Source organism: Grimontia sedimenti, assembly GCF_011045095.1.
GTDB lineage: Bacteria > Pseudomonadota > Gammaproteobacteria > Enterobacterales > Vibrionaceae > Enterovibrio > Enterovibrio sedimenti.
The window spans coordinates 1-25,537 of the sequence record NZ_JAALDL010000017.1 but is presented as its reverse complement, the minus strand read 5'-3'; the positions used below and the strand labels follow the sequence as shown (position 1 = coordinate 25,537).

20 protein-coding genes, 2 tRNA genes, 1 rRNA gene, 4 pseudogenes and 1 riboswitch are annotated in these 25,537 nt (G+C 51.1%); of the genes and pseudogenes, 4 read left to right on the top strand and 23 right to left on the bottom strand.

All coding sequences use genetic code 11. The annotated features are described in order from the left end of the window. Window positions 1-355 precede the first annotated feature (355 nt). Window positions 356-3,505, bottom strand: a complete 3,150-nt coding sequence (locus tag G5S52_RS19045) for an EAL domain-containing protein (RefSeq protein ID WP_165017424.1) — start codon at window positions 3,503-3,505, stop codon at window positions 356-358. A gap of 120 nt (window positions 3,506-3,625) precedes the next feature. Here G5S52_RS19045 and asnC point away from each other — a divergent pair, with 120 nt between their 5' ends. Continuing rightward, on the top strand, window positions 3,626-4,087 hold the full coding sequence (gene asnC, locus G5S52_RS19040) for a transcriptional regulator AsnC (protein ID WP_002541578.1): 462 nt from the start codon (window positions 3,626-3,628) through the stop codon (window positions 4,085-4,087). A gap of 68 nt (window positions 4,088-4,155) precedes the next feature. On the opposite strand, the gene hemB is transcribed toward asnC, so the two are convergent. The 9 genes from hemB to rmuC all read right to left on the bottom strand — a co-directional run bounded on the left by hemB (window position 4,156) and on the right by rmuC (window position 12,281). Continuing rightward, complete coding sequence (hemB, locus tag G5S52_RS19035) at window positions 4,156-5,211, bottom strand: porphobilinogen synthase (protein ID WP_002541579.1); 1,056 nt, start codon at window positions 5,209-5,211, stop codon at window positions 4,156-4,158. A gap of 48 nt (window positions 5,212-5,259) precedes the next feature. Continuing rightward, window positions 5,260-6,039 carry a 3'-5' ssDNA/RNA exonuclease TatD gene (tatD, locus tag G5S52_RS19030; RefSeq protein ID WP_165017421.1) on the bottom strand — a complete coding sequence of 260 codons (780 nt, stop codon included), beginning with the start codon at window positions 6,037-6,039 and terminating at the stop codon, window positions 5,260-5,262. Between the two features lie 78 nt (window positions 6,040-6,117). After that, on the bottom strand, window positions 6,118-6,879 hold the full coding sequence (gene tatC / locus G5S52_RS19025) for a Sec-independent protein translocase subunit TatC (RefSeq protein WP_165017419.1): 762 nt from the start codon (window positions 6,877-6,879) through the stop codon (window positions 6,118-6,120). Window positions 6,880-6,914: 35 nt separating this feature from the next. Continuing rightward, window positions 6,915-7,277 carry a Sec-independent protein translocase protein TatB gene (gene tatB / locus G5S52_RS19020; protein ID WP_002541582.1) on the bottom strand — a complete coding sequence of 121 codons (363 nt, stop codon included), beginning with the start codon at window positions 7,275-7,277 and terminating at the stop codon, window positions 6,915-6,917. 3 nt (window positions 7,278-7,280) lie between these two features. Then, the gene (tatA, locus tag G5S52_RS19015) at window positions 7,281-7,514 is read right to left on the bottom strand and encodes a Sec-independent protein translocase subunit TatA (protein ID WP_002541584.1); all 234 of its coding nucleotides are present in this window, start codon (window positions 7,512-7,514) and stop codon (window positions 7,281-7,283) included. An 83-nt stretch (window positions 7,515-7,597) separates the two neighbouring features. After that, window positions 7,598-9,232: a ubiquinone biosynthesis regulatory protein kinase UbiB gene (gene ubiB / locus G5S52_RS19010; RefSeq protein ID WP_165017414.1), complete on the bottom strand. Its 1,635-nt coding sequence runs from the start codon at window positions 9,230-9,232 to the stop codon at window positions 7,598-7,600. Beyond that, a complete protein-coding gene (locus G5S52_RS19005) occupies window positions 9,229-9,852 on the bottom strand; it encodes a ubiquinone biosynthesis accessory factor UbiJ (RefSeq protein WP_165017411.1) in 624 nt (207 codons plus the stop codon). The genes ubiB and G5S52_RS19005 overlap by 4 nt, the downstream gene beginning before the upstream one ends. 10 nt (window positions 9,853-9,862) lie before the next feature. Further along, window positions 9,863-10,642: a bifunctional demethylmenaquinone methyltransferase/2-methoxy-6-polyprenyl-1,4-benzoquinol methylase UbiE gene (ubiE, locus tag G5S52_RS19000; RefSeq protein WP_039850464.1), complete on the bottom strand. Its 780-nt coding sequence runs from the start codon at window positions 10,640-10,642 to the stop codon at window positions 9,863-9,865. Window positions 10,643-10,760: 118 nt separating this feature from the next. Further along, window positions 10,761-12,281, bottom strand: a complete 1,521-nt coding sequence (rmuC, locus tag G5S52_RS18995; RefSeq protein ID WP_165017407.1) for a DNA recombination protein RmuC — start codon at window positions 12,279-12,281, stop codon at window positions 10,761-10,763. A gap of 139 nt (window positions 12,282-12,420) precedes the next feature. On the opposite strand from rmuC, the pseudogene G5S52_RS18990 reads away from it, so the two are divergent. Further along, window positions 12,421-13,301: pseudogene (locus tag G5S52_RS18990) on the top strand (DMT family transporter). Here the strand turns inward: G5S52_RS18990 and tsrA are convergent. Both tsrA and G5S52_RS18980 read right to left on the bottom strand, forming a co-directional pair. Then, window positions 13,302-13,591: pseudogene (gene tsrA, locus G5S52_RS18985) on the bottom strand (H-NS-like global regulator TsrA). Between the two features lie 229 nt (window positions 13,592-13,820). After that, entirely contained in the window at window positions 13,821-15,017 is a 1,197-nt protein-coding gene (locus G5S52_RS18980) for a multidrug effflux MFS transporter (RefSeq protein ID WP_165017403.1), read from the bottom strand. 100 nt (window positions 15,018-15,117) lie between these two features. Here G5S52_RS18980 and G5S52_RS18975 point away from each other — a divergent pair, with 100 nt between their 5' ends. Both G5S52_RS18975 and G5S52_RS18970 read left to right on the top strand, forming a co-directional pair. Next, window positions 15,118-16,089 (top strand): LysR substrate-binding domain-containing protein, encoded by a 972-nt coding sequence (locus G5S52_RS18975; protein WP_165017400.1) that lies wholly within the window; start codon window positions 15,118-15,120, stop codon window positions 16,087-16,089. Between the two features lie 48 nt (window positions 16,090-16,137). After that, on the top strand, window positions 16,138-17,925 hold the full coding sequence (locus G5S52_RS18970; RefSeq protein ID WP_165017397.1) for an aminopeptidase P family protein: 1,788 nt from the start codon (window positions 16,138-16,140) through the stop codon (window positions 17,923-17,925). A 64-nt stretch (window positions 17,926-17,989) separates the two neighbouring features. Here the strand turns inward: G5S52_RS18970 and thiH are convergent, their stop codons facing one another. The 11 genes and pseudogenes from thiH to rrf form a co-directional block, all read right to left on the bottom strand. Further along, the gene (gene thiH / locus G5S52_RS18965; protein WP_165017394.1) at window positions 17,990-19,102 is read right to left on the bottom strand and encodes a 2-iminoacetate synthase ThiH; all 1,113 of its coding nucleotides are present in this window, start codon (window positions 19,100-19,102) and stop codon (window positions 17,990-17,992) included. An 11-nt stretch (window positions 19,103-19,113) separates the two neighbouring features. After that, window positions 19,114-19,883 (bottom strand): annotated as a pseudogene (locus G5S52_RS18960) (thiazole synthase). Window positions 19,884-19,885: 2 nt separating this feature from the next. After that, the gene (gene thiS, locus G5S52_RS18955) at window positions 19,886-20,086 is read right to left on the bottom strand and encodes a sulfur carrier protein ThiS (RefSeq protein ID WP_165017391.1); all 201 of its coding nucleotides are present in this window, start codon (window positions 20,084-20,086) and stop codon (window positions 19,886-19,888) included. Next, window positions 20,070-20,882 carry a HesA/MoeB/ThiF family protein gene (locus G5S52_RS18950; protein WP_165017388.1) on the bottom strand — a complete coding sequence of 271 codons (813 nt, stop codon included), beginning with the start codon at window positions 20,880-20,882 and terminating at the stop codon, window positions 20,070-20,072. Before G5S52_RS18950 ends, thiS begins: the two co-directional genes overlap by 17 nt. Beyond that, the gene (thiE, locus tag G5S52_RS18945; protein ID WP_165017385.1) at window positions 20,854-21,525 is read right to left on the bottom strand and encodes a thiamine phosphate synthase; all 672 of its coding nucleotides are present in this window, start codon (window positions 21,523-21,525) and stop codon (window positions 20,854-20,856) included. The genes G5S52_RS18950 and thiE overlap by 29 nt, the downstream gene beginning before the upstream one ends. Before the next feature lie 8 nt (window positions 21,526-21,533). Then, window positions 21,534-23,461, bottom strand: a pseudogene (thiC, locus tag G5S52_RS18940) (phosphomethylpyrimidine synthase ThiC). Window positions 23,462-23,559: 98 nt separating this feature from the next. Further along, window positions 23,560-23,658: riboswitch (TPP riboswitch) on the bottom strand. Between the two features lie 49 nt (window positions 23,659-23,707). After that, complete coding sequence (gene crcB, locus G5S52_RS18935; protein WP_046305573.1) at window positions 23,708-24,091, bottom strand: fluoride efflux transporter CrcB; 384 nt, start codon at window positions 24,089-24,091, stop codon at window positions 23,708-23,710. Between the two features lie 286 nt (window positions 24,092-24,377). Beyond that, window positions 24,378-24,454, bottom strand: a tRNA-Trp gene (locus G5S52_RS18930). 86 nt (window positions 24,455-24,540) lie between these two features. Next, window positions 24,541-24,675, bottom strand: a complete 135-nt coding sequence (locus G5S52_RS24245) for a hypothetical protein (RefSeq protein WP_002541604.1) — start codon at window positions 24,673-24,675, stop codon at window positions 24,541-24,543. 509 nt (window positions 24,676-25,184) lie between these two features. Continuing rightward, window positions 25,185-25,261: transfer RNA gene (locus G5S52_RS18925), tRNA-Asp, on the bottom strand. A gap of 15 nt (window positions 25,262-25,276) precedes the next feature. After that, a 5S ribosomal RNA gene (gene rrf / locus G5S52_RS18920) occupies window positions 25,277-25,392 on the bottom strand. Window positions 25,393-25,537: the final 145 nt, after the last annotated feature.

The following is a 25,537-nucleotide window of genomic DNA, read 5'->3' as shown; positions in this document are numbered from 1 at the left end:
CGGCGTAATATTCGCCGTGAGTATATAACGAAAGGATGAGGTTTGAGGAGAAATAGAAAGCTGGGCGCGGCCCTTGTAGAGGCTGTTGACCTTTGGTGGTTAAATTTTGTTCTCGCTATAAGCGTTTTAGGCGCGGCGAGGTGTGTGCCGCCTAGTCATTCTAAGCAAATACACCTCAACAAAGCATAAAACGCTTAGAGTACGGGACGCGCAGTCGAACCCTTCGGGCAGCGTTTGTGGGGAATTTCTGCTGCGTTATCGGCTTCTCATGTAGGCTAGCTACATATCGAAGCCTCTGCCTTGCATAAAATCCCCACAAACTGCTGCAAAAATCATCACCAAAGGTCAACAGCCCCTAGAGCGCCGCTTCTTTTTCATCGGCCGCCGCTTCGAGGATAAGCTGCTCCATCGGCTTCGGCACACTGAAATAATAACCTTGGGCATAATCCACACCGAGGGAACGCAGACGCATCAAGATGGCATCATTTTCGACAAACTCTGCCACGGTTTTCTTGCCCATCTGGGTCGCCAATTGGTGAATCGCCCGTACCATCACATAGTCAGTTTCATCTTCAGCAATGTCCCGCACAAACTGACCATCAATCTTGATGATGTCGACTGGAAGGCGCTTGAGATAACCAAATGATGAAAGCCCAGAGCCAAAATCATCCAGCGCAATGGTACAGCCCAGCTGTTTAAGCTTTTTGAAAAGCTCAATCGCATCACTGAGGTTGCCGATCGCCGCCGTTTCCGTGATTTCGAGACTGATAGATGTACTTGGAATGGTGCTGGTTTTCAGCGCCTCAATCAGGAACTGGATAAAACCTTCATCGCTCATGGAGCGGCCGGAAAGGTTAATCGATACCATCCCCACAGAATCGACATATTCAGGGTAACGCTCAAACCACCCCAAAGTTTTCTCAATCACCCGCTTATCAATCAAATGCGCCATGTTATAGCGCTCAGCAGCCGGAATGAATTGCCCCGGCGCCACGTTCTCCCCTTTGGTGTCGCGCATCCGCACCAAGACTTCGAAATAGAGTTTTTCTTTCAGACGGGACGTCACGCTGACAATCGGCTGGGCATAAACTTCAAATCGGTCTTCCGCCAGTGCCGCATGAATTTTGCTGACAAAGGACATTTCCCGCTCATGACGGCGCAGCTCCTGATCATCTGGGCGATAGAGGTGAACCCGGCTGCGGCCATCATGCTTGGCGGCATAACAGGCTGTATCAGCCTGAGCATGCACCTGCTGAGGCGTGCCCGCGGTTTTATCCAGCATGCGGATGCCAACAGAACATCCCAACGCAAGACGGGTATTCTTCCAATAGAAATCAAGCTCACTCAGCGTATCGAGTATTTTCCTGCCCTGATCCAGCGCATCCTGCTCATTGCAGTCATAACAAATCACCGCAAACTCATCACCACCAAGACGTGCCAACGTCGCACCAATAGGCAGCAACTCACGCAGAACCTGCGCCGTTTGTTTGAGCGCTTCATCACCTGCTTCATGACCCACGGTGTCGTTAATCACGCGGAACTGATCCAGGTCGATGTAGAACATGGCGTGCGTGGCACCGTTTTCAGTCAAAGTGCCCAGCACATCAACCAATCTGGCTTCAAAGTAGTTCCGGTTCAGCAAGCCCGTCAGGAAATCATGTTGCGCCTGATAACGAAGCTGTTGCTCCATTCGGCGGTTTTCCGTGATGTCCTCTCCCACTAATAAAAGCTGGGATTGCACCTGGGTCGAGCGGATGCTTTCACGAATCCAACGTTCTTTTCCATCACTGGTACGGTAGCGGATCTCACGGCGACGGATCCCGAACCGCTCCCGATCTTTCCCGTTCAAAAGGCTTCTCGGCGGTAAGCTGCCGTCGGCATAAAAGTCTGTCACTTTGTGCCCGAGCATATGGCGTTTAGAAAAGCCTAGCCACTCCGTGGTGCACTGGTTCACGGATTGAATGCGCGATTGCTGATCAATGGTCAGCAGCATTACAGGCTGCTGTTCATAGAGCATGCGGTATTCCACCTCACTGCGCTGAAGCTTCTGCTCTGCCAGTTTTCGCTGGCTGATATCGCGGGCCTCAAACAGAATTTGCGCGTCGGCATGGCTGTGATCCGGCAAGGCTTTGAGCGCCACGTCCAGAATCACTTCGTTTTGCTGCTCGGACAAAAGACAAACTTCAAAGCGGCTCGCCTGCCCTTCAATCAAGGATTCAAGGTGAAGCTTAAGTCTGTCAGCACTGAGCCACTCCGACCAACGCCACAGTGGCAAGAAGCCGCGATTGCCAAACTCAGGAAACAAACGCTGGAATGCACCGTTGGCAGAAATCACACGCCCTTGATAATCCAGCAAAGCAATGTATTGATGGCTTTGATCAAACACACCTTTGAACAGTGCCCGGCTTTGCGCCAGCGCCCGCTCACCCTGTTTCTGGCGGTTCATGTGCTTGGTGAGAATGCCAATGATCACCATGGCAATAAACATGATGGCGAGGCTACTTAGCACTGCATCTCGGTTGGCTTGCCAAAAAGAAGGAGGCTGGTTGTTGATGGTGGCTTGAGGAAATTGTCTTATGTCGATATGACGCTTTTTGGCGACATCGTATTCAAAGATAAGCTGATTGGCGTCAGAAATAATCTTTGGCATTTCTCCACTGTTTAGCGCTTCAATCAGCAAACCTGCCTGCACCTTTCCATGGTGTTCGCCATCCACCATGATGCCGCCAACAATACCGTAAGGCAGCATAAAACTGTTCGCACCGTAAACCGGCACCGTGGTCGCTTGCGTGACCTTGGTGAGCAAGTCGCCATGCTCCATAAAATCGCCATTGGCATCTTTGAAGAAGGAGACAAACAGAATCACATCGCCCTCTTCCAGCGCAGCGCTCTGCTCAACCAACTGCTCAAAGCTCACTTTGTGCATGCGGCGAATGTCGACACCCAGCTCAGGGGCGCTGTCCAACTGACGTGAGATAGCCTGCCAGTACTGGCGGCTGGAATAAGCATCATCCAGTGCGAGCCAAACACGCTCAGTGTCAGGGTGAAGGTTTTTGATCAACGACACGTTGGCCGGCACGTTAATCAATTCTTCAACACCACCGAGCATATTAATGTTCTGATACGGCTCGAGACTAGCACTGTTCAAACCGGAAAACACCACGGGCACATTGCCAATTTCATCAGAGAGTTCGTTGACTAGCCAGAGCGCGGCATTATCTGTGGTCAGCACGGCATCGTATTGATGCTCTTCAAGGCGGGTAAGATAGAGACGTTTCAGCTCTTCATGATAATCAGGGGATTGGATTCTCTTGGTATCAAGATAGGTATGCTCAACAACAATGTCCTGCCCTTCAACACCCTTCTCGATTCCACGTACAATGGATTCCGTCCAGAAAAAGTCCGGATGGTAGGAATGAATGGCGAGAACCTGATAGGCTGCTAGTGCTGCGCCGCTTTGAAGAAAGAGAACAGTAACAAAAAGCCACTTAAATATTTGGCGCATAGAATGAAGTTGAGCTGTCTTAATTCTGTATCAGTTGTACCACACGGTATTGGGAAGGCTATCAATTGGTCAAGTTTCATGCACGGAAACTGCGGGTAACATGGAGTTTAGTGAATCGCTATGAATGAAATTGCAAAATTAGATGATTTAGATCGCCAAATTCTACGAACCCTGATGGCGGATGCCAAAGTGCCCTACGCGGAGATGGGGAAACGTTTTTCTGTCAGCCCGGCCACAGTGCACGTGCGGGTTGAAAAGATGAAATCGGCGGGCATCATCACCGGCACCGAAGTTTTGGTGAACACCAAAGCACTGGGCTATGACGTGTGCTGTTTTATCGGCATAAATCTCTATGCCGCGCGGGACTACCACTCGGCGCTGGAAAAGCTTCAACAGCTCGATGAAGTGGTGGAAGCTTATTACACTACGGGCGCCTATAACATCTTCGTCAAACTGATGTGCCGTTCAATTGAAGAGTTGCAATACGTGCTGATTGATAAGCTTCAGGCGATTGATGAGGTGCAATCAACAGAAACCCTGATTTCCCTGCAAAATCCGATTAAGCGAAATGTCGCGCCTTAATGAAAAACTCCATCGTCCAGAGACAAAAATGCCAGCAAGTCGCTGGCATTTTTTCATTGGAGGCAGGCTTATTCAGCCTCTTCCTGATTAGGCAGATCAGGAATTTCCATCTGCTGCTCTTCGGCCAGCCAACGTGCTACGTCTTTGGCAAAGTACGTCAGGATGCCGTCTGCACCAGCGCGCTTGAAACACATCAAGGATTCCATCACGGTTTTACGCTCATCAAGCCAACCATTCATGGACGCCGCTTTGTGCATCGCGTACTCGCCAGAAACCTGGTACGCAAACGTCGGCACCTTAAGCTCCGTCTTCACACGGCGAACCACGTCAAGGTAAGGCATGCCAGGTTTGACCATCACCATGTCTGCGCCTTCATTCACGTCCATTGCCACTTCATGGATCGCTTCATCGCTGTTGGCCGGATCCATCTGATAGGTTTTCTTGTCGCCGCCTTTGAGGTTAGCCGCCGAGCCGACCGCATCACGGAATGGGCCGTAGTAAGCCGACGCATACTTCGCCGAGTACGCCATGATTTGGGTGTGAATGTAACCCGCTTCCTCCAGCGCTTCACGGATAGCACCGATGCGGCCGTCCATCATATCTGACGGTGCCACGATATCAGCGCCAGCTTCCGCATGGGACAAGGCCTGCTGGATAAGCACCTGAGTGGTTTCGTCATTAAGCACATAACCGTCTTCGTCGGTCAGACCATCCTGGCCCGACAAGGTGTATGGGTCGAGTGCGACATCAGTGATCACGCCCATTTGTGGTACGTGTTCTTTCAGCAAACGCACGGCGCGCTGCACCAAACCTTCCGGGTTATGCGCCTCGTCAGCAGTGGCTGATTTGAATTCTTTCGGCACAACAGGGAACAAGGCAATCGCAGGTACGCCCAGTTTTGCCAGATATTCTGCTTCGTACAGCATGAGATCGATGGACAAACGCTCAATGCCCGGCATCGACTCTATCGCTTCACGACGGTTTTTCCCCATCAAAATGAACATCGGGTAAATCAGATCGCTGGCGGAAAGCTGGTTTTCCGCCATCAGGCGGCGGCTGAAATCATGCTTGCGCAGACGGCGCATACGACGGGCCGGAAACGCGCCCTGAATGGATACGGTCACGGTATCCTCCTTAATCCAAGTGCTTGAGCTTTGACAGCATCATAGCGGTTACAGTCCAAAGAATCGACGGGTGTTGAGGGTGGTTTGTGTGATCAACTGCTCAGTGTCCTGCTGACGTAATGCAGCAATTTCTGATGCAATATGAGGCAAATAGCAGGGTTCATTTCGACGGGATTTGGGTTTTGGCTTGAGATCCCGCGGCAAAAGATACGGTGCATCGGTTTCAATCATCAGCTTGTCGTCCGGGATGAGTGGCACAATGGCACGCAAGGCTTCACCGCGCCTTTCATCGCACACCCAGCCGGTAATGCCGATATAAAGCCCAGCTTCCAAGCATGCTTTTAGCTCATCCTCAGAGCCCGTAAAGCAGTGCAGCACGGCGCCAGGCAATTTATCGAGGTAAGGCATCAGAATCGCCATAAAGCGCTCATGGGCGTCACGGCAATGAAGAAACACTGGCATGTTAAGCTCAACGGCGAGTTTAAGATGCGCTTCAAACACCGCTTCTTGCTGCGGCCTTGGTGAAAAGTCGCGGTTAAAGTCGAGCCCGCACTCTCCAATGGCTACCACCTGAGGCTCATTGGCTAAAGCGCGGATAGACGGCAGCGTCAAATCGTCCACGGTTTTGGCATCGTGGGGATGAACCCCGGCAGTGGAAAACGCAAAACCCGGCATAGATGCGGCCATAGCGGCAGCCTCTGGGCTGGATTCCAGATCCGTCCCTGTCAGCACCATGGCACTGATACCGGCTTCTTTAGCGCGCGACACAACGTCTTCTCTGTCTTTGTCGAACTGGCTGCTGGTGAGGTTCACCCCAATATCAATCACGCTCAATCCTTTTCATTTTGATATGAATAAGAAAAAAGCCAGTGTATCACTGGCTTTCTGGTTCAGCACTCGCTCAGATTAATCCTGGCTTTGCTCTTCATTCTCTTCGTTTTCCTCGCCGCGCGGTTTGTAGAAGCGGGAGAAGAAAAGACCGACTTCAAACAGCAGACACATAGGGATCGCCAGAAGCGTCTGTGAAATGATGTCTGGTGGTGTCAGCAGCATACCGACCACAAACGCCGCGACGACGATGTATGGGCGCTTCTTGCGCAGATCATCAGGCTCTACCGCACCCGTCCAGGTCAGCAGCAAAATCGCTACCGGGATCTCAAACGCCAGGCCGAAGGCCATAAACAGTGCCAGAATGAAATCCAGATAGCTGGCAATGTCTGTGGCTATCTGAACATCTACCGGGGCAATCGAGGTAAAAAAGCCAAACACCAGCGGGAAAACCACGAAGTAGGCAAATGCCACACCGCAGTAAAACAGCAGTGAGCTGGAGGCTAACAGCGGGAATATCAGGCGCTTTTCATGTTTGTACAGACCCGGGGCAATAAATGCCCAAACCTGATAGAGGATCATCGGCACTGCAACAAACACCGACACCACCAAGGTCAGCTTGATGGGCGTGAAGAAGGGCGAGGCCACATCCGTCGCAATCATGCTGGTACCTTCCGGCAACTGGGAAACCAGTGGCTCGGAAATGAAGGTATAGATGTCGTTGGCAAAGTAAACCAGCGCCAGGAACACCACCAGCACAGCCAGCAATGCACGCAGCAGACGATCTCTCAGCTCGGTAAGATGGCTGATGAGCGGTTGGGTATCTTCAACAGATGACATAGTTTCTCGACAAAAACTGAAGCCCGGATAAAACCTTACTCGGTTTTATCCTTGGTTGGGCTGGAAGCATTGGCAGCGTCTGCAGCAGGCTCACTTTCGCTTTTCGGGGCGTAAGGGCGCTGAACATCTTCCGCTGCTTTTTTTAGCTCATCTACAGACTGTTGCAGATCTGGTGACAGGTTTTGCATACCCATCTGCTCGGCTTTTTTCAGGTTCTCCTGAAGCTCCTGGATTTTCAGCTCTTGTTCGAGCTCATCTCTCACGGAGCCTGCCATTCTACGCGCCGCACCCACCCATCGGGACACATTGCGGATGGCCACAGGTAAACGTTCGGGGCCGAGCACCACCAGACCGACAACGGCGATCAGGATCAGCTCCCAAAAACCGATATCAAACACGGATTATGCCTGCTCTTTGTCTTTCGCTTCGCTTTTTTGAGCTGTGTTGCTGCCTTTCTCTTCCAGTTTTTCCTGGCCGAAATCAGCATCTTTTTTGTCTTCATCAGACATGGCTTTCTTGAAGCCTTTTACCGCCGAACCCAAGTCGCCACCGATGTTACGCAGCTTTTTGGTTCCGAACAGAAGAATAACGATGACTGCTACGATCAGCAGTTGCCAAATACTAATACCACCCATGCTAGTGTTACCTCTGCGTTATGTGGTGAATAAAAAAGTAACCGGAGTTTATCCCCTCAATGTTACAACTTATTTCTTTAATTTCACTTATTAAATGCGCGCCATGCAAATAACCAGCTAAACAGCGCGGTGCCACCGGTCAACTGAGGTAAAAGTTCTACCTGATTGCTATACAGTATGGCAGAAGTCACCAGCAGCGTAGCGCCAACGCCCATCAGGAAACGGGCTCGGTTTTGCTGCTTACGCGCCAGCATAAATTCGCGGTACATGGCATCCATTCGTTGGTTAACCTGACGGCCTTGCTTGAGGCTGTCGTAAACCAGCTCTGGCAGCTCGGGCAGTTTCTCCGCCCAGAACGGCGCTCTTTCTTTGATGGCGTTGATCACAGCCTGAGGGCCTACCTGACGTGACATCCAATCTTCAAGGAACGGCTTAGCGGTATCCCACAAATCCAGTTGCGGATAAAGTTGGCGCCCCAACCCTTCCACATAAAGCAGTGTTTTTTGCAGCAGAACCAACTGAGGCTGAACTTCCATGTTGAAGCGGCGCGCAGTATTAAACAAGTTCAGCAGCACATGCCCAAATGAAATATCGCACAATGGCTTTTCGAAAATTGGCTCACACACGGTACGGATAGCAAATTCGAACTCATCGACATTGGTATCGTGCGGCACCCAGCCTGAATCGACGTGCAGTTCGGCCACTTTGCGGTAGTCACGGTTGAAGAAGGCGAGGAAGTTTTCCGCCAGATAACGCTTATCTTCACGGTTCAGCGTACCAACAATACCGCAATCCAGACCAATCCACTGCGGGTCTTCCGGGTGCTCATAGGAAACGAACACATTGCCCGGGTGCATGTCTGCGTGGAAGAAGCTGTCTCGGAACACCTGGGTGAAGAAGACTTGCACGCCGCGCTCAGCCAGAAGCTTGAGATCGGTACCGTTGGCTTTCAACCCTTCAATATCAGACACCTGAATACCATAGATGCGCTCAGACACCATCAGGCTTGAGCGGCAGTAATCGCTGAACACTTCCGGCACATAGAGAATATGGTCGTTTTCAAAGTTGCGGCGAAGCTGAATCGCATTGGCCGCTTCACGCATCAAGTCCAGCTCGTCGAGCAAGGTCTTTTCATACTCTCGTACCACTTCCACTGGCTTTAACCGTCTTGCTTCCGGCAGGAAACGTGCGACCATACGCGCCATGCGGTACATGAGTTTGATGTCGGCCTGAATGACAGGAAGGATGTCGGGGCGAATCACTTTGAGCACGACTTCCCGGCCGTTTTCCTTCAAGGTCGCAGTGTGGACCTGTGCAATCGAGGCAGATGCCAGCGGGGTTTCGCTGAAATCGTCAAACCAGTTTTCCAGCGGCCCCCCAAGGGCTTTTTCCATTTGCGCTTTGGCAAGCTTGCCATCAAACGGTTCAACCTGATCCTGCAGCAAAGCAAGCTGGTCAGCAATCGCAGGCGGAAAAAGATCTCGGCGGGTCGACATCATCTGGCCGAACTTGATCCACACCGGGCCCAACTCTTGAAGCGCCAAACGCAGGCGCTCACCGAGTTGCTTGTCAGAATGTTGATTCTTCATCCAGAACAGCATTTTGCGCATCAATTGCGGGCCACGGGTTATCGGCTGGTCCGGCAACAGCTCATCCAGCCCGTAACTGAGCTGGACTTGGGTAATTTTGTAGAGGCGGCGGATTTCGCTGGGTGTCATGCGCTCTCCACCTCAGCCAATTTCTTTTCGAACGCTTCAAGTCGGGCTGACAGGCGGGAGGCCTGACTCTGAACATCATCGACTTGATCGGCAAAGTAGGCCACTTCCAGCGCACCCGGGGCCAGTCGCCACTCTTCGACCACCAGCTCACCAACATAGCGCTGGTTACGCTCGGTCATCTGCTTGAGAAATGCCAATCCTTGCTGGGCACCTCGAACCAGGGTGTGAGCAACCACATCTCCGGTGTAATGCGAGAGCCACTCTGCGATATCCGGGTTAAGGCCGTTCAGAAGATTGGAAAATTGCTGGGCGACATCAATATCACCGTCCAGATGCAATTTGTCTTCTTTGATGAGTTTGGTCAGGTTGGCTTTGTCTTTCAGCTGCGGCGCAACGGAAATGGCCAACGCCAAGTCGCAATCTGCGTCACCTTCATAATCCGCCAGTACATCGATTTGCTGACTGAACACAAACACCAACTGCTTGTTGATGTCTGTCAGGCGCACACGCAGCACTTTGCCTTTGAGTCTCGCTAAGCGACGTTGGCTCTCTACATCCTGCTTGAGCAGAGTGTTTAAGCTGGTCTCAACAACGGCGGTGACTAATGGGTCTAATGGCATTCCCAACCCCTTAGAATTTGTAGCCGCGGTGCAAGGCAACAATACCACCGGTCAGGTTGAAGTATTTGGTTTGCTCGAAACCTGCTTCTTCCATCATGCCTTTCAGAGTGTCCTGATCGGGGTGCATGCGGATAGATTCAGCCAAATAACGGTAGCTTTCGCCGTCATTCGCGATGATTTCGCCCATTTTCGGCAACAGATGGAAAGAGTAAGCATCATAGACTTTTGACAGCGGCTCAACGATTGGCTTGGAGAATTCCAGCACCAGCAGACGGCCACCCGGCTTCAGTACGCGGTACATTGAGCGCAGTGCTTTGTCTTTGTCAGTGACGTTACGAAGACCAAAGCCAATGGTGATGCAATCAAAGTGGTTATCAGGGAATGGCAGCTCTTCTGCGTTCGCCTGCACGTAATTCACGTTGCCGACGATACCCAGATCGCGCAGTTTGTCGCGACCGACATTCAACATGGAGTTGTTGATGTCTGCCAACACCACCTGACCTTTCTCACCCACGATGCGGGAGAATTTAGCCGTCAGATCGCCAGTACCGCCAGCTAGGTCGAGGACACGATGGCCTGGGCGCACACCACTGCAATCAATGGTAAAGCGTTTCCAGATACGGTGAATACCCATGGACATCACATCGTTCATGATGTCGTACTTTGCCGCCACATTGTGGAAGACGTTGGCAACCATACCGGCTTTCTCATCTTTAGCGACGGTCTTGAAGCCAAAGTGGGTGGTATTCTGTTCCGCGTCTTGCGTCACGCCCTGTGTCATATCTGTCATTATTAACCCCTGAGTAACACCGGGCTGGAAAAGAAGAAAACGCCCGATATTTTTGCGCTTAGTGTACTTTATACGCAGAGCATGCTCAAAGCGCTTAGTGCGCCAAGTGACTGTCCGTTTAATCCTTTGAGACGGGTAAGGTCACAACATCATCATTCTCTTCCGTCGTATCTCTTTTCAGCATAGCCGGACTGATATCACGCTTCACTTCCACACCCAGCGTTTTAAAGCTCTCGGCCTGACGCAGAATATTGCCACGCCCGCTGGAAAGCTTATTCACGGCGTTTTGATAGCTGTCTGACGCTTTATCGAGCGCCGAACCCATGGCTTCCATGTCCGATACAAACAGACGAATTTTGTCGTAAAGCTTACCGGCCTTTTCTGCAATCACACGGGCATTCTGGTTCTGATGTTCAAAGCGCCACAGATTATTAATGGTACGGAGCGCCACCAGCAGAGTAGTTGGGCTCACCAACATGATGTTGTGGTCCAGCGCTTCTCGGATAAGAGAGGGCTCTGCCTCGATAGCAATCTGGAACGCGGGCTCAACAGGAATAAACATCAGTACATAATCGAGGCTTTGAATGCCATGAAGCTGATGATAGTCCTTGCGGCCAAGGCCTCGGATATGACCGCGAATGGCGGCAATGTGCTCGCGCAGTGCATTGTCTTTATCCACCAGCGATTCGGCGTGGTAATAACGTTCATACGCCACCAGTGCCATCTTGGCATCAATCACCACATCCTTTCCTTGCGGCAGGCGTACGATGACATCCGGCTGGTAGCGTTTACCCTGCTCGTTTTCAAGGCTGACCTGAGTCTCGTATTCATACCCTTCACGAAGGCCGGATTCTTCCAGCACACGGGCAAGAACCACTTCCCCCCAGTTGCCTTGCTGCTTGTTGTCGCCTTTGAGCGCCTGAGTCAGGTTAACCGCTTCTCGGGTCATCACCTCATTAAGCTGTTGGAGGTTTTTAATTTCATGCACCAGAGTGTGGCGCTCTTTGGCCTGTTCGCCAAAGCTGTCACTGACTTGCTTACGGAAACCTTCCAGCTCGTTTTTCAAAGGACTCAAGAGAGATTCAAGACTCTGGCGATTTTGTTCATCCACAGTGCGGGTTTTGTGGTCAAAAACTTTGTTGGCGAGCGCTTCGAACTGAATACGAAGACGCTCCTCCGCGCCTTCCAGCAGTTTGATTTTCTCTTCTGCAGCTTCGAGCTGCTCTTCGGTACGGGTTTGCTGCTCGCGCAAGGTCAGTTCCAGTGCCGCTTTGGTATCACGAAGGTTCTCAACGGTATCGGCCAATTGGGCTTTTTCAGCGCGTAGGGTTTCCATCTGGCGCAGCTTTTCCGCCGCCGCCGCGAGCTTGCCATATTGAGTGCGAAGCTCAGAGCTTAAGCGATCACGTTCCAGATCCATGCCATCAAGCTCATCCTGCAAGGTCTGGTTTTCGCCTTTCAGCCGACCAATCTCAGACTGGCTGTGCTTTTCATCAGCTTCCCGCAATTGCTCATGCAGGGCCTGAAGGTTTTGTTTTGCCATACGATGGTAAAGCGCCGCCAATAACGCCGTGACAACTGCGCCAGCTCCTGCTGCCATCCATACCAGACTGTCTGAAAACAGCGCTTCAAGCTGCATGCCGATACCCTTTTATTTCCAATACGCTAACTGTATTGAAGGCTAATCAGACACTGGATAAATGTCCAGCTTTTCTATTGAGCAGATCTTGCTCTAGACTGCCGCATTCTCTCCCTCATTTTTTATAAGTGATTCTCCTATGAACGACCGCCTTGCGATTGGCTACGGATTGGCTGCGGTGCTCCTTTGGTCGACGTCGCGACGGCTTTTAAAATCACCCTGAGCTATATGACTCCGATCCAGATGCTGGCCGCCGCCAGTGTGGTGTCGGCAATTTCTCTGGCTGCGGTGGCAGGCTTTCAGGGCAAATTGCACCTGTTGACGTCTACCTTTGCCAAACGACCGCTGTATTACCTGCTGCTCGGGCTTATCAACCCGCTGGTTTATTATCTGGTGCTGTTCAAAGCTTATGATTTGTTGCCCGCTTCTCTCGCGCAGCCATTGAACTACAGCTGGGCGATCACCCTGACACTGATGGCAGCGGTATTCCTAGGCCAGAAAATTCGTAAACAGGATTGGATTGCGGCGGCACTGGGTTATGCAGGTGTGGTGGTCATTGCCACCAAAGGAGATATCTTCGGCCTGCAATTCGACAGCCCATTGGGTGTCGGATTGGCGCTGCTTTCCACGGTTTTGTGGGCGGGTTACTGGATTCTGAACGCAAAAAACCAAGCCGACCCGGTGATTGGGCTGCTGCTTGGTTTCTTACTTTCTTTGCCGTTTTCCATTGGACTTAGCCTGTACACCAGCGACTGGAGTGGCATTCCATGGCAAGGCTGGGCGGCGGTGACCTATGTCGGCCTGTTCGAGATGGGCATTACTTTTGTGCTTTGGCTTAATGCCATGAAGCTTGCCACCAATACCGCCAAGATCAGTAACCTGATCTTTATTTCACCTTTTATTTCGCTGATCTTGCTGTCGCAAATTATTGGAGAACAAATTCATCCTACGACCTTAATCGGTCTTGTGATGATTGTTGTCGGTTTGCTGATTCAGCAGCGAAAAGGGAAAGCGAAATAATCAGGCGCTGCGCTGCGCGAGATAGTCGCGCAGCTCATCGACAGAAATACCGTCGTTTGCCAGCTCTTGCGCCAATTCCAGCACACGCTCACCTTTGCGCTCATCAATCACTTTATTGAACTGGTGTACCAGCTCGCGAAGACCACTGATTGGCACCTGACGCGCGGCGCTTTTTACGCGTTCTTCACTCATGCCGCTCAATTCAGTGAGCAATTTACCGAACATCATTTTTCCGGAGATTCTTCTAGCATCTCCAGATGACGAGCTAATTCAATTGTCGACATCGACATAATATTTAACTGCCTGTGTATGTATTTACGAAGGAGTGTGCGAACAGCCTTTGATTTGGCTGGCACCCCGAAATCGGGAAGATCTGAGAAATTCGCACACTAAATATACTTCCCAAGCCAAATAAGCAACAAAAAATACCCGCTAATGAGCAATTAACGGGTAAATGGTGGAATAACGGTTGTCGAGACCGTCGCGCTTTTCGCGTCTTATTAGTGAATTCGCTAAGTTTTACGCTTCTGCGGTATGCCAGCGTTTACCTTTCGACGACCACAACAGCAAAAGGCCTGGAGCCAGCAGCAACATATGAAAGACCAGAAGGTGTGGCTCAGAAAGACCTGCGCGTTGTGTCAGGCTGACCAATACACCTGCACCACTCATCTGGAAAAGACCCAGCAGAGCGGCTGCCGTACCCGCACGTTGACCAAACGGCTCCAGCGCTTTGCCCGCCGCTGAGCCAAGAATCCAGGCGAAACCAAATGATGACAGGAAGACAGGGACCATAAATGCCCAAGCCGCTTGTGTTGTGCTGAGTGCAGCCATCAGGCCACCTGCAAACACTAGCAGCAACATGCCGGCATTCAGGGTTTTACGGCTGCCAAATTTATCCATGACTTTTGGCGCCGTCATGGATGCCGTGATGTTCAGCACCGCATTGACACCAAACCACAGGGTGAATTGCTCCATGGTAAGACCAAGACCATTAATCAGGCGAACCGGCGCTGAGGTGACGTAAGCCAAAATAACCGACATAGCCAACATGCAAAGCACCGCGTGATACACAAACACTGGCTCTTTCAAAACCTGCCAGTAACGCGAAGGGCTCAGCAGTTTGCCGCTGCTGTCCGTGTCTGCTGGACGGGTTTCGCGGAACAGGGTCAATACCAGCACTAAGGCCACCAGCGCATAGGCCATCATAAAGCTGAAATTTGAACGCCAGCCAAACTGCGCCGTCAACCATGCGCCCAAAAGCGGAGCCAGTGCGGGAATGAAACAGATAGCGCCGTTAAGGTAGCTGATCATCTGGCCGCTGCGCTTACCGCCAAAACTGTCACGCACGGCAGCGAATGCACACACAGAAGTTGCACAAGCGCCTGCACCTTGCATCAGACGGGCAAAAAGCAGCGCATCCAGCGAGCTTGCCACCCAGGCAAAGCCCGAGCTCAAGCTGTAAATCACGATACCGGCTATCGCCACTGGACGGCGACCATAACGATCTGCCAAAGGTCCAGCTAGAAGCTGACCAAGACCCAAACTCACCATAAACCAGGAAATGGTGTCCTGAATTCGGGTAGAGGCTACATCAAACTCTGCCGCCATCAGTGGCATCGCAGGCAAGTAAATATCGATTGCCAGTGGGCTGAACAGCACCAGCAGGACCATGAGCGCCACAAGTCGGCTATCAGGCTTGGAAGAAGGGGTAGACATAAAGAACTCCTGATGATTTGAGGCGGAGTGTAGTGGGATTTTGATATGAACAAAAATGGTTTATATTCAGGTCAGACATTCCCATCAGGAATAATGCTTAATGAACCTCAACCAACTGCTGCGTTACGATCTCAGCCTGCTTATCTGTCTTCATGTCTTACTGGAAGAGAGCAACGTCACCCGGGCTGCGCAGCGGCTGCACCTTAGCCAGTCTGCGGTCAGTAAAAACCTTGCCAAGCTTCGCGAACAGTTTGATGATCCCTTGTTCAACCGCACTTCCCGTGGCCTTTACCCAACACCGAAAGCCTTGTCCTTAAAACCGGGACTGAAAAGCCTGCTAGTACACATCGAAGGGTTAACTGTCTCGGATGAATTCAACCCGGCAACCAGCGATCGCCGTTTTCACTTCTCACTGGTCGAAAGTGCCTATCCCCTGCTTCTTCCCCGATTTTTAGGTGAAATCCTCGACGCAGCTCCCTCAATCACGCTGGATACTCAGGCATGGAGCGGGCAAACTTTCGACGCCATGGCACGTGGTGAGGTAGATTTTGGCATTACGGGAAAAGACCTTAACCCTGCTGACGCCATGCTGACGATGATGCCGCCGAAAGGCATCATCTATGAGGAGCTCTATCAGGATGAACAACGGGTGATAGTGAGAAAAGATCACCCCGTGCTAAATGAAGCAAAATGGGATTTGGATACCTACCTGAAACAGCGACACGTTCAGGTCAGGTGTGATGGCAGCGATCGCTGGCTGCTTGATTATAAACTTGCAGAGCGGGGCATTGAACGTGATATCGCCATGTATGTGCCGGATTTCAACAGTGCGGCGAGCCTTTGCACCCATACCGACTTGGTGTTTACCGCGCCGGCGCATTTTGCAGCAGCCGTCGCTAAGCAACTCAATTTACACGTGTTGTCATTGCCAACACCTCTACCGCCCATGGCATATACCCTGTTCTGGCATCAAAGTCAGCAATCCGATCCTGGTCATAGCTGGTTACGGCAGCTGATTATTTCACGTTGTCGACATATGACAGAAATTGCAGCGGCAGATGAAAACAGATAGCTTAGACAACCAAAGACCCCTATACGATCACCCAAATAAGGACGAAGAATGCACGCCATTATTGCGCAGCGCGTCGATGCATTGAGACGCTGGCTGGAAGAACAGGCACTGGACGCTCTGATCATTCCTCACGAAGACGAATTTCTCGGCGAATACATCCCCGAGCACAATGAACGGCTCCACTGGGCGACAGGTTTTACTGGCTCAGCGGGCGCGGCTGTTATCGCGCGAGACAAAGCCGCGATGTTTGTTGATGGCCGCTACACGGTACAGGTACGCAAGCAAGTGCCTGGTGACATCTTCGAATACCGTCATCTGATTGAAGAGCCTGCCCTGCAATGGCTGCAAGATAACCTGCCTAAAGGCAGCAAAGTGGCCGTTGACCCACGCCTTCACAGCGCCAGCTGGCTGGCATCTGCCGAGAAACTGGTCGAGGGTAAGCTGGACTTGGTTTGTGTAGATACCAACCCGGTCGATAATGCATGGCACGATCGTCCTGCCCCCCTGCTGACCGATGCAAGGCTGATGGGTACCAACACTGTGGGTCAAAGCAGCGAAGATAAACGCCGTGAAATCGGTACTGCGATTGCTAAATCCGGCGCTGATGCCGCGCTTTTAAGTCAGCTCGACAGCATCTGTTGGCTTCTGAATATCCGTGGTGGCGATGTATCACGTCTGCCTGTGGTGCTGGCCAGCGCCATCGTCAATGCCAAAGGCGAAGTCACCCTGTTTATCGACCCTGCGCGCCTGCCAGAAGGTTTCTCAACACATGTGGGCGAAGGCGTATCGGTCAAAGCCCCAGAAGCACTGGAGTCGGTTCTGGCTGCACTCTCCGGCCAATCTGTGTTGGTCGACCCGCAAACCAGCAATGCCTGGGCAAGCCAGGTACTGAATCAAAACGGTGCCATTATCGTTCACGCTGCCGACCCATGCATGCTGCCAAAAGCGGCCAAAAACGCGGTAGAAGTCGCGGGTATGAAAGCAAGCCATGTCCGCGATGGCGTGGCAGTCAGTCGCTTCCTTGCCTGGCTGGATAAAGAAGTCGCGGCGGGCAACCTGCCAAACGAAGCTGAGCTTTCAGACAAGCTATACAGCTTCCGTGAACTGGATAAAACACTCGCTGATTTGAGCTTCGATACTATCTCAGCAGCAGGTGGCAATGCAGCTATGTGCCATTACAACCACCTGAATCAGCCTGAGCCGGGCGAGCTTGAACTCAACAATGTCTATCTGGTGGACTCAGGCGGTCAATATCCGGATGGCACGACCGATATTACTCGTACTGTTGCGATTGGTGAGTGCACCGACGAAGTGAAGCAAGCTTTCACTCTGGTACTGAAAGGCCATATCTCTCTAGCAACTGCACGTTTTCCGAAGGGCACCGCTGGTAGCCAACTGGATGCGCTGGCGCGTCAACACCTGTGGGCTAACGGCTTCGACTACGACCATGGCACAGGCCACGGCGTAGGTCACTTCCTGAGTGTCCATGAAGGCCCTCAGCGTATTTCCAAAGCCCCTAGCACAGTAGCACTGCTGCCGGGCATGGTTCTGTCAAATGAGCCAGGTTATTACCGCGCCGATGCCTTTGGCATTCGTATCGAAAACCTGGAGTTGGTGGTAGAAGTGCCAACTCAAGGCGACATGACTGTGCTTGGTTTTGAGTCATTAACCCGCGCGCCAATCGATCGCCGCTTGGTGGACGTATCACTGCTGACTGACACCGAGATTGCCTGGTGGAACGATTACCATCAGAAAGTGTGGCAGGATGTTAGCCCATCACTGGAAGGGGAAGACTTGGCATGGCTTGAGCAGGCGACGGCTCCGCTTTCACGCTAAATCGTTAAACATCAAAGAGAAGAGCGCCGATTGGCGCTCTTTGTTTATACAATAACTCTGTTTATTACCCAGAGTATCCCTGCTCCCAATCCTTCCAAACCACTTCAAAGCCCGCTGCTTTTACTGCATTAGCTACAGCACTCGCGCTACGTTCGTCCGAAACCGAAAACTGCTCCAGTTCAGGCTCATCATCGGCGTAACCACCAGGCTGGGTTTTCGAAGCTGCTGACATCGAAGTGATCCCAAGCGGCAATACTTTATCCCGAAATTCAGGCGACTCTCGGGTCGATAGAGAAAGCTCCACTTCTGAGTTAAGCAACCTATAGGCACAGATAAGTTGAACCAGCTGCCTATCCGTCATCACCGACTTTGGCTGCACAGCACCTTCACAAGGACGGAGCCTTGGAAAGGAAATCGAGTAACGGCTTCGCCAGTAGGTGCGCTCCATGTACTCAAGGTGGCTGGCGACAAAGAAGCAATCAGTTCGCCACTCATCCAGTCCAATCAGAGCCCCAATGCCAATCTTGTCGATCCCTGCCTGGGCAAGCCTATCAGGGGTATCAAGACGGAAAGCAAAATCCGTCTTGTTACCACGCAGATGATGTTCGGCATAGGTCGAGCGATTATAGGTTTCCTGATAGACCATCACTGCATCCAAGCCTAATGCTTTCAATTCAGCATAATCCGCAGTTTCCATCGGCTGGACTTCCATAGCGAGGTAGCTGAAATGCTGCTTAATGGCAGGCACTGAGGTTCGAAAATAGTCCATCCCCACCTTGGTTTGATGCTCACCCGTTACCAAAAGGATGCTGTCGAAGTTCATTGCTTTAATCGCTTCGCACTCGCGCTCAATGTCACCCAACGATAGGGTACGGCGCTTGATACGGTTTTCCATTGAAAAGCCGCAATAGGTACAAGCATTGGCGCAAAGGTTCGACAGATAAAGCGGCACGTAGAAATTGACCGTATAGCCAAAACGGCGGCGTGTGAGTGCGGCAGCTTGCTGCGCCATCGCTTCAAGGAAGGGCTCCGCAGCGGGCGAGATCAACGCTTTGAAGTCCTCCAAATTCCGCTTTGGCTTAGCCAGTGCCCGCTGAACATCCGCTTCCGTTTTGCTGTAAATCGAGAGACGGATATCATCCCAATTGAGCGTCTGCCAATGATCAGAAAAAGCCATATCTCCTCCCGTCACGCCAGCTCATCAAGAAAAGCAGTGAGCGGGCTGGAGGCGACAGCTTGTTTTACCTGACCTGCTAAGCCTGACTCATACGCCATGCGTCCTGCTTCTACGGCTAACTTGAAGGCCTTAGCCATCGCGACAGGGTCGGCTGCCGCAGCAATGGCTGTATTCACCAGCACCGCATCTGCACCTTTTTCCATCGCTTCAGCAGCATGGGAAGGCGCGCCAATCCCGGCATCTACCACGACTGGCACTTTGGCCTGATCGATGATGATGTCGAGAAAGTCCCTTGATGCCAGACCCTTATTGCTGCCAATGGGCGCACCAAGGGGCATCACGGCCGCACAACCGGCTTCTTCCAAATGCTTACAAAGCACAGGATCGGCATGGCAATATGGCAGCACCACAAACCCCTCTTTGACCAGTGCTTCAGCCGCTTTCAAGGTTTCAATCGGGTCAGGCATCAGGTATTTGGGATCAGGATGAATTTCGAGCTTCAGCCAGTTCGTTCCCAGTGCCTCACGGGCAAGTCTTGCCGCAAAATGGCTTCTTTCGCGGTTTTTGCACCCGACGTGTTAGGCAACAGATTCATACCCGACGCAATCAGCGGCGTCAGAATATCATCATCACGCTTTTGGACATCGACACGTTTTAGCGCCATGGTAACTAACTCGGAGCCACTTTCGACGATACTCTCTGCCATCACCTGGGTGCTTGAGAACTTTCCTGTTCCGGTAAACAGGCGTGAGGAAAAAGTTTTATCAGCGATCTTTAACATCATTAACCTCCGGCAATGGCCTGAAACATAGCAATCTGAACACCCTCAGTCAGTGGTGTAGATTGCCACTGGCTACGGGGGATAATTTCACCGTTCAGAGCGATCGCCACCGACTGTTCAGGCAGAGATAATTCACTCACCAATGCCAGCAAATCGCTGGCAGTTTTTGGCGAATAGGCTTCATCATTAAGCCAGATCTGCATGTGAAATCTCCTTATTTAGAAGTGCGCGAGGCTGACAAATGGCGCACTCAGGATCGCGATGAACCAGCATCTTTCTGAGCGAAAATGACAGGCCATCAAACTGATAAAAGTTCGCAGGTAGAGATTCGCCTAGCAGCAGCTTCAGCGCTTCTAAAGCCTGAAAGTTGCCAATAATGCCCACTACTGGCCCCACTACACCTGCACTCTGACAATTCCTCGATTGAGGGTCCTGATGGGAGGGAAATAGGCAGTGATAACAAGGCGAGGAAGAGGTTCTGAAATCGAAAGTCATCAGTTGACCTTGCCAACCAATACCTGCACCCGCAATCAACGGTTTGCCCAGTTTCACACAGGCGGCATTCACCGCCTGCCTGGTTGCCATGTTGTCGCTGCAATCAAGCACGATATCAGCAAGGGAAGCTTCAAGCTCCAACGCCATTCCATCAAGCTGACGAATGACAGGGCGACATTGGATTAGGCTATTCAACGCGTTGAGTTGTTCACTCAGCGCTTTCGCCTTACCTTTACCCAGGTCCTTTTCGCGATAAGCAATTTGCCTCGGCAAGTTTGAACGCTCCAGCACATCGCCATCAGCCAGCACTAACTGTCCGACTCCTGCCCCGGCCAAATACTGCGAAGCCGCAGTTCCAAGACCACCACATCCCACTATCAGTACTTTGGCTTGGGAAAGTTTCAGTTGCGCCTCTTCGCCCCAGTTATCCAACATGATTTGGCGACTGTAACGGTCAAATTCATTGTCTGACAGACTAGCTTTGTTCGACGACGATACGCTCATTTCTTGCCTCCTCTGTCAGCACCTCAGCGAACGATTGAAGCGTTGCCGCCAAGTCACAGGACTGGGTGACCGCCCGAACAACAGCAATCGCATTCACGCCGCTTTGCCAAACTTCTGGGGCTTTAGCGAGATCAATACCACCAATAGCCACTGTCGGTACTTTCCCTGCTACTGTCGCTAAATGCTTCGACAACTGCGCTACGCCCTGGGGAGGCGTCGGCATCTGTTTGGTTGGTGTTGGGAAAATATGGCCGATAGCTAAATAGCTCGGGTTAAGAGACAAGGCTAAATCCAGTTCATCAGACGTTCGGGTGGACACTCCAAGGCGAATACCGGCACGGGCTATCGCATCCAGATCAGCCGATTTCAAATCGTCCTGCCCCAGATGGATCCCATATGCACCGGCATCGAGAGCCTTTTCCCAGTGATCGTTGATAAATACCTGAGCCTGACAGAGACGGCCGCAAGCGACAGCCTCTTTGATCATGGCATCAAGATTAGGATGGTTAGCGTCTTTAACCCTAAGCTGAACAGTACGCACACCAAACGCCAGCAAACGCTTCAACAGGGCAATATCATCAACCACCGGATAGAGAGGGCCAATGCCCCCGTCCATCCGCGGAAACACGGGAGAGGTGTTCATAGCACCTCCTACGCTTTCTGGTGGTAGAGTTCGCTGCCTTTAGCGAGAAATTCCGCCGATTTTTGCTTCATGCCTTCAAGGGGATCTTCCAGCATTTTCACTTCGATGCCTTCGCCTAGCTCAAGGCCTTTTGCGCTTTCTTCTTTTGCAAAAGCGCGAACTTCATGACTGATTTTCATTGAGCAGAATTTAGGGCCACACATGGAGCAGAAGTGCGCCACTTTGCCCGACTCCTGTGGGAGAGTCTCATCGTGATAAGCGCGCGCAGTATCTGGGTCGAGCGCCAGATTGAACTGATCTTCCCAACGGAATTCGAAGCGCGCTTTAGACAGGGCATTGTCACGTACCTGAGCACCAGGATGTCCTTTCGCCAAATCAGCCGCGTGAGCACAGAGCTTGTAGGTAATCAGGCCGACTTTCACGTCATCTTTATTCGGAAGCCCTAAATGTTCTTTCGGTGTCACATAGCAAAGCATGGCACAGCCAAACCAGCCGATCATCGCCGCACCAATACCTGAAGTGATGTGGTCATAGCCAGGAGCAACGTCTGTCGTCAAAGGTCCAAGCGTATAGAAAGGCGCTTCGTGGCAATGCTCTAACTGCTCTTCCATATTTTCTTTGATCATGTGCATTGGCACGTGACCCGGGCCTTCAATCATCACCTGAACATCGTACTCCCAAGCTACCTTGGTCAACTCACCAAGAGTACGAAGTTCTGAGAACTGAGCTTCGTCGTTAGCATCGGCAATAGATCCCGGACGCAGACCATCGCCCAACGACAATGCCACGTCATACTTCGCACAGATTTCACAAATCTCACGGAAGTGGGTGTAGAGGAAACTTTCCTGATGGTGCGCTAAACACCACTTGGCGATGATGGAGCCACCTCGGGAGACAATGCCGGTGACACGCTTAGCGGTCATTGGTACGTAGCGCAGCAGCACACCAGCGTGGATAGTGAAGTAATCAACACCCTGCTCTGCCTGTTCAATAAGAGTGTCGCGCATCACTTCCCACGTCAGGTTTTCAGCGATACCATTTACCTTCTCAAGTGCCTGGTACATAGGAACAGTACCGATTGGCACAGGGCTGTTTCTCAAGATCCACTCGCGGGTTTCATGGATGTTTCGACCGGTCGACAAATCCATGACCGTATCTGCGCCCCAGCGGGTAGACCACACCAACTTCTCGGTTTCCTCTTCAATCGATGAGGTGACTGATGAGTTACCGATATTAGCGTTCACTTTCACCAGAAAATTGCGGCCAATGATCATTGGCTCAGATTCAGGGTGGTTAATATTGGAAGGGATGATCGCGCGGCCTTCCGCAACTTCTTTGCGAACAAATTCCGGCGTAATTTCTTTTGGAAGGTTAGCACCAAAGTTCTGACCCGGATGCTGACGATTCAGTTGCTCATCTGCATATTGCTGGCGACCCATGTTTTCACGAATCGCGATGTACTCCATTTCAGGCGTGATAATGCCCTGACGTGCATAGTGTAGCTGGGTAACACACTGCCCATTTTTAGCTCGACGCACGGACGGTAGATTACCAAAGCGAAGCTCATCCAGCGTGTCATCATCAAACGTGTCTTGGCAAAGTCTGACGTCACACCATCAAGGAGTTCAGTATCACTGCGCTCTTCTATCCAGCGCTCACGCAGCTTTGGTAGACCCGCGTAAATATCAATTTCGTAGTCTGGATCGGTATACACACCTGAGGTGTCGTAAACACGAACTGGCTCATTTTCTTCAAACTGGGGGTTATCTTTAGTGCCACCAATGAGGCTTGGTGCTAGGGAGATTTCACGCATACCCACCCGAATATCTGGACGGGAGCCTTCTACATGAACTTTAAGAGAATTAGGAAAGGGTTGTACCGACAGGTTGTCGATAAAGGCTTTTGCTTCGTTTCTAGCTTGTTTACGGTTCGACATAGCATTACTCCAATATATTTTTGGGAATAAATGCTTGCCGGATTTGCTGAGCAAGAGGTGTGGCGAAACTTATAGATATGACTATCTCTGAACACCACAATTGTTGTTCTCTTGTTCCCTTCGCAGGTATTAGCCTGATCAGGTTCAACGGATCCTGCTTTCGCAGTCTCAGCCAAATGGCACTCCGACAAGTATCAGCGAACGAGTATAGGGAATGCTTTCCGTTATCTCAACCACTCAAAGTGATTAACCGCGCATTAACAACTGAAAGCCTGCCCAAGCAGCAAAGATACAGATAACGACATTCAGCACAACATTCAGGCCCATTTTGAACCACTCACCCTGTTGAAGCAGCAAAACGTTATCCATAGAAAACGTGGAAAAGGTGGTTAGTGCCCCAAGAAAACCTAGCCCGATGAGATGACGCCAAGGACCTGGAGAAAAGACTTCTTGCTCCAAGGCTGCAACTAATAGCCCCATGATAAATGAGCCCACGACATTAACGGTCAAAGTGCCATAAGGAAAGCCGCGCCCTAGCATCACAGCGCATAGCTCGGAGATCAGGTAACGAGAACAGGCACCAAACGCACCACCAATCGCAATATAGAAGAGTAAAGCCGCTTGATTCATGGCGTTAAAACCCATGCTATCGAAAAAACCAAGCTGACATGATACGCCTTAAAGAACGTATTCGCTAAGGCGATTTCCTAGCCAATTCAAATGTTGAACTGAATGAGGGAACAGTAGATACAAAAAAGCCCCAGCATCTCTGATGAGACTTCAAATTTGGCAGGCGGAGGTATTCGACGGGGCTTGCCATCAAGCGGACTGGCGACCCAGCCCCCCCAACAATTGGCTCGCAGAGCCAAAAACCATATATAAAAAAGCCCCAGCATCTCTGCTGAGGCTTCGAATATGGCAGGGGTGGAGGGATTCGAACCCCCAACACGCGGATTTGGAATCCGCTGCTCTGCCAATTGGAGCTACACCCCTATACGCAAGCTATTTTAATGGTTATTAGTTAAATAGCCAGTGTTGATTGGGGAAAGCTAAACCAAGTGGACAGAATTCATACAAGGTTATGATTCTTCAGCAAGATTCTTTTGCTTATACTTGTTAAAGACCAACAAGGCAATCACTGCAGGCCCTGCAACCAAAGCTGCAATTGCACTACATAGCAATGTCATTTGAAGTAAAGCTGACAAATCATTCATCTGGTGATCCCTTTATCCCTGTTAGATAAGCTGATAATACCGCGATGGTATATAAAAATAGTCTCAGTGATAAGAACCACTGGCAAGTATTCCATTCATTGCATAAATAAAAGTGAGAGAAGTTAACAATGATCACTCTGTGTATGCTTTTTAATACATTAGATGTAGGCGTTGTATCCCTATAAATCAAATTATTAGCATTTAACCACTCATTAATTGTGGACAGGTTTGTGTTTTGAGTTCCAGACAGGGAATGTGAAAAGTTCAAGGCAGATAAGCACCGAAAGAAGACTCTTTGTGAATAGGCGCAAAAAGACAACAAACGCAACGCTAGGATAGCTCTACCTTTGAAAGCTTAGTAAGCTGATTGTCTTGGAGTAATTTCAGTGAGTTAACTCGGCGTTTTCAGAAATTGAAGAAGGCTAGTATCTCGCTCTAAAGTGCGAAGCACTTTTCCGGGTCGCACATAGCAAAAACCTCAGCCTTTCGACTGAGGTTTCTCTAAGAAGTGGCGGAGCGGACGGGACTCGAACCCGCGACCCCCGGCGTGACAGGCCGGTATTCTAACCAACTGAACTACCGCTCCACACTTAAATTGGAAGCCTGGCGATGTCCTACTCTCACATGGGGAGACCCCACACTACCATCGGCGCTGTTACGTTTCACTACTGAGTTCGGCATGGAGTCAGGTGGGTCCATAACGCTATGGTCGCCAAGCAAATTCGTTAAAATCTTGGAAAGTGACTTTGTTTGTTCTCGTTCTTACACATTCAATGTTCTCTTCGAGTCCGTCAAAACCCCTTGGGTGTTGTATGGTTAAGCCTCACGGGCAATTAGTATCAGTTAGCTCAACGCCTCGCAG

Coding starts and splice junctions, on each gene's coding strand:
- G5S52_RS19045 (WP_165017424.1), bottom strand. CDS start 3,505: ATGCGCCAAATATTTAAGTGGCTTTTTGTTACTGTTCTCTTTCTTCAA.
- asnC (WP_002541578.1), top strand. CDS start 3,626: ATGAATGAAATTGCAAAATTAGATGATTTAGATCGCCAAATTCTACGA.
- tatC (WP_165017419.1), bottom strand. CDS start 6,879: ATGTCATCTGTTGAAGATACCCAACCGCTCATCAGCCATCTTACCGAG.
- tatA (WP_002541584.1), bottom strand. CDS start 7,514: ATGGGTGGTATTAGTATTTGGCAACTGCTGATCGTAGCAGTCATCGTT.
- ubiB (WP_165017414.1), bottom strand. CDS start 9,232: ATGACACCCAGCGAAATCCGCCGCCTCTACAAAATTACCCAAGTCCAG.
- G5S52_RS19005 (WP_165017411.1), bottom strand. CDS start 9,852: ATGCCATTAGACCCATTAGTCACCGCCGTTGTTGAGACCAGCTTAAAC.
- ubiE (WP_039850464.1), bottom strand. CDS start 10,642: ATGACAGATATGACACAGGGCGTGACGCAAGACGCGGAACAGAATACC.
- rmuC (WP_165017407.1), bottom strand. CDS start 12,281: ATGCAGCTTGAAGCGCTGTTTTCAGACAGTCTGGTATGGATGGCAGCA.
- G5S52_RS18980 (WP_165017403.1), bottom strand. CDS start 15,017: ATGTCTACCCCTTCTTCCAAGCCTGATAGCCGACTTGTGGCGCTCATG.
- G5S52_RS18975 (WP_165017400.1), top strand. CDS start 15,118: ATGAACCTCAACCAACTGCTGCGTTACGATCTCAGCCTGCTTATCTGT.
- G5S52_RS18970 (WP_165017397.1), top strand. CDS start 16,138: ATGCACGCCATTATTGCGCAGCGCGTCGATGCATTGAGACGCTGGCTG.
- thiH (WP_165017394.1), bottom strand. CDS start 19,102: ATGGCTTTTTCTGATCATTGGCAGACGCTCAATTGGGATGATATCCGT.
- thiS (WP_165017391.1), bottom strand. CDS start 20,086: ATGCAGATCTGGCTTAATGATGAAGCCTATTCGCCAAAAACTGCCAGC.
- G5S52_RS18950 (WP_165017388.1), bottom strand. CDS start 20,882: ATGAGCGTATCGTCGTCGAACAAAGCTAGTCTGTCAGACAATGAATTT.
- thiE (WP_165017385.1), bottom strand. CDS start 21,525: ATGAACACCTCTCCCGTGTTTCCGCGGATGGACGGGGGCATTGGCCCT.
- crcB (WP_046305573.1), bottom strand. CDS start 24,091: ATGAATCAAGCGGCTTTACTCTTCTATATTGCGATTGGTGGTGCGTTT.
- G5S52_RS24245 (WP_002541604.1), bottom strand. CDS start 24,675: ATGAATGATTTGTCAGCTTTACTTCAAATGACATTGCTATGTAGTGCA.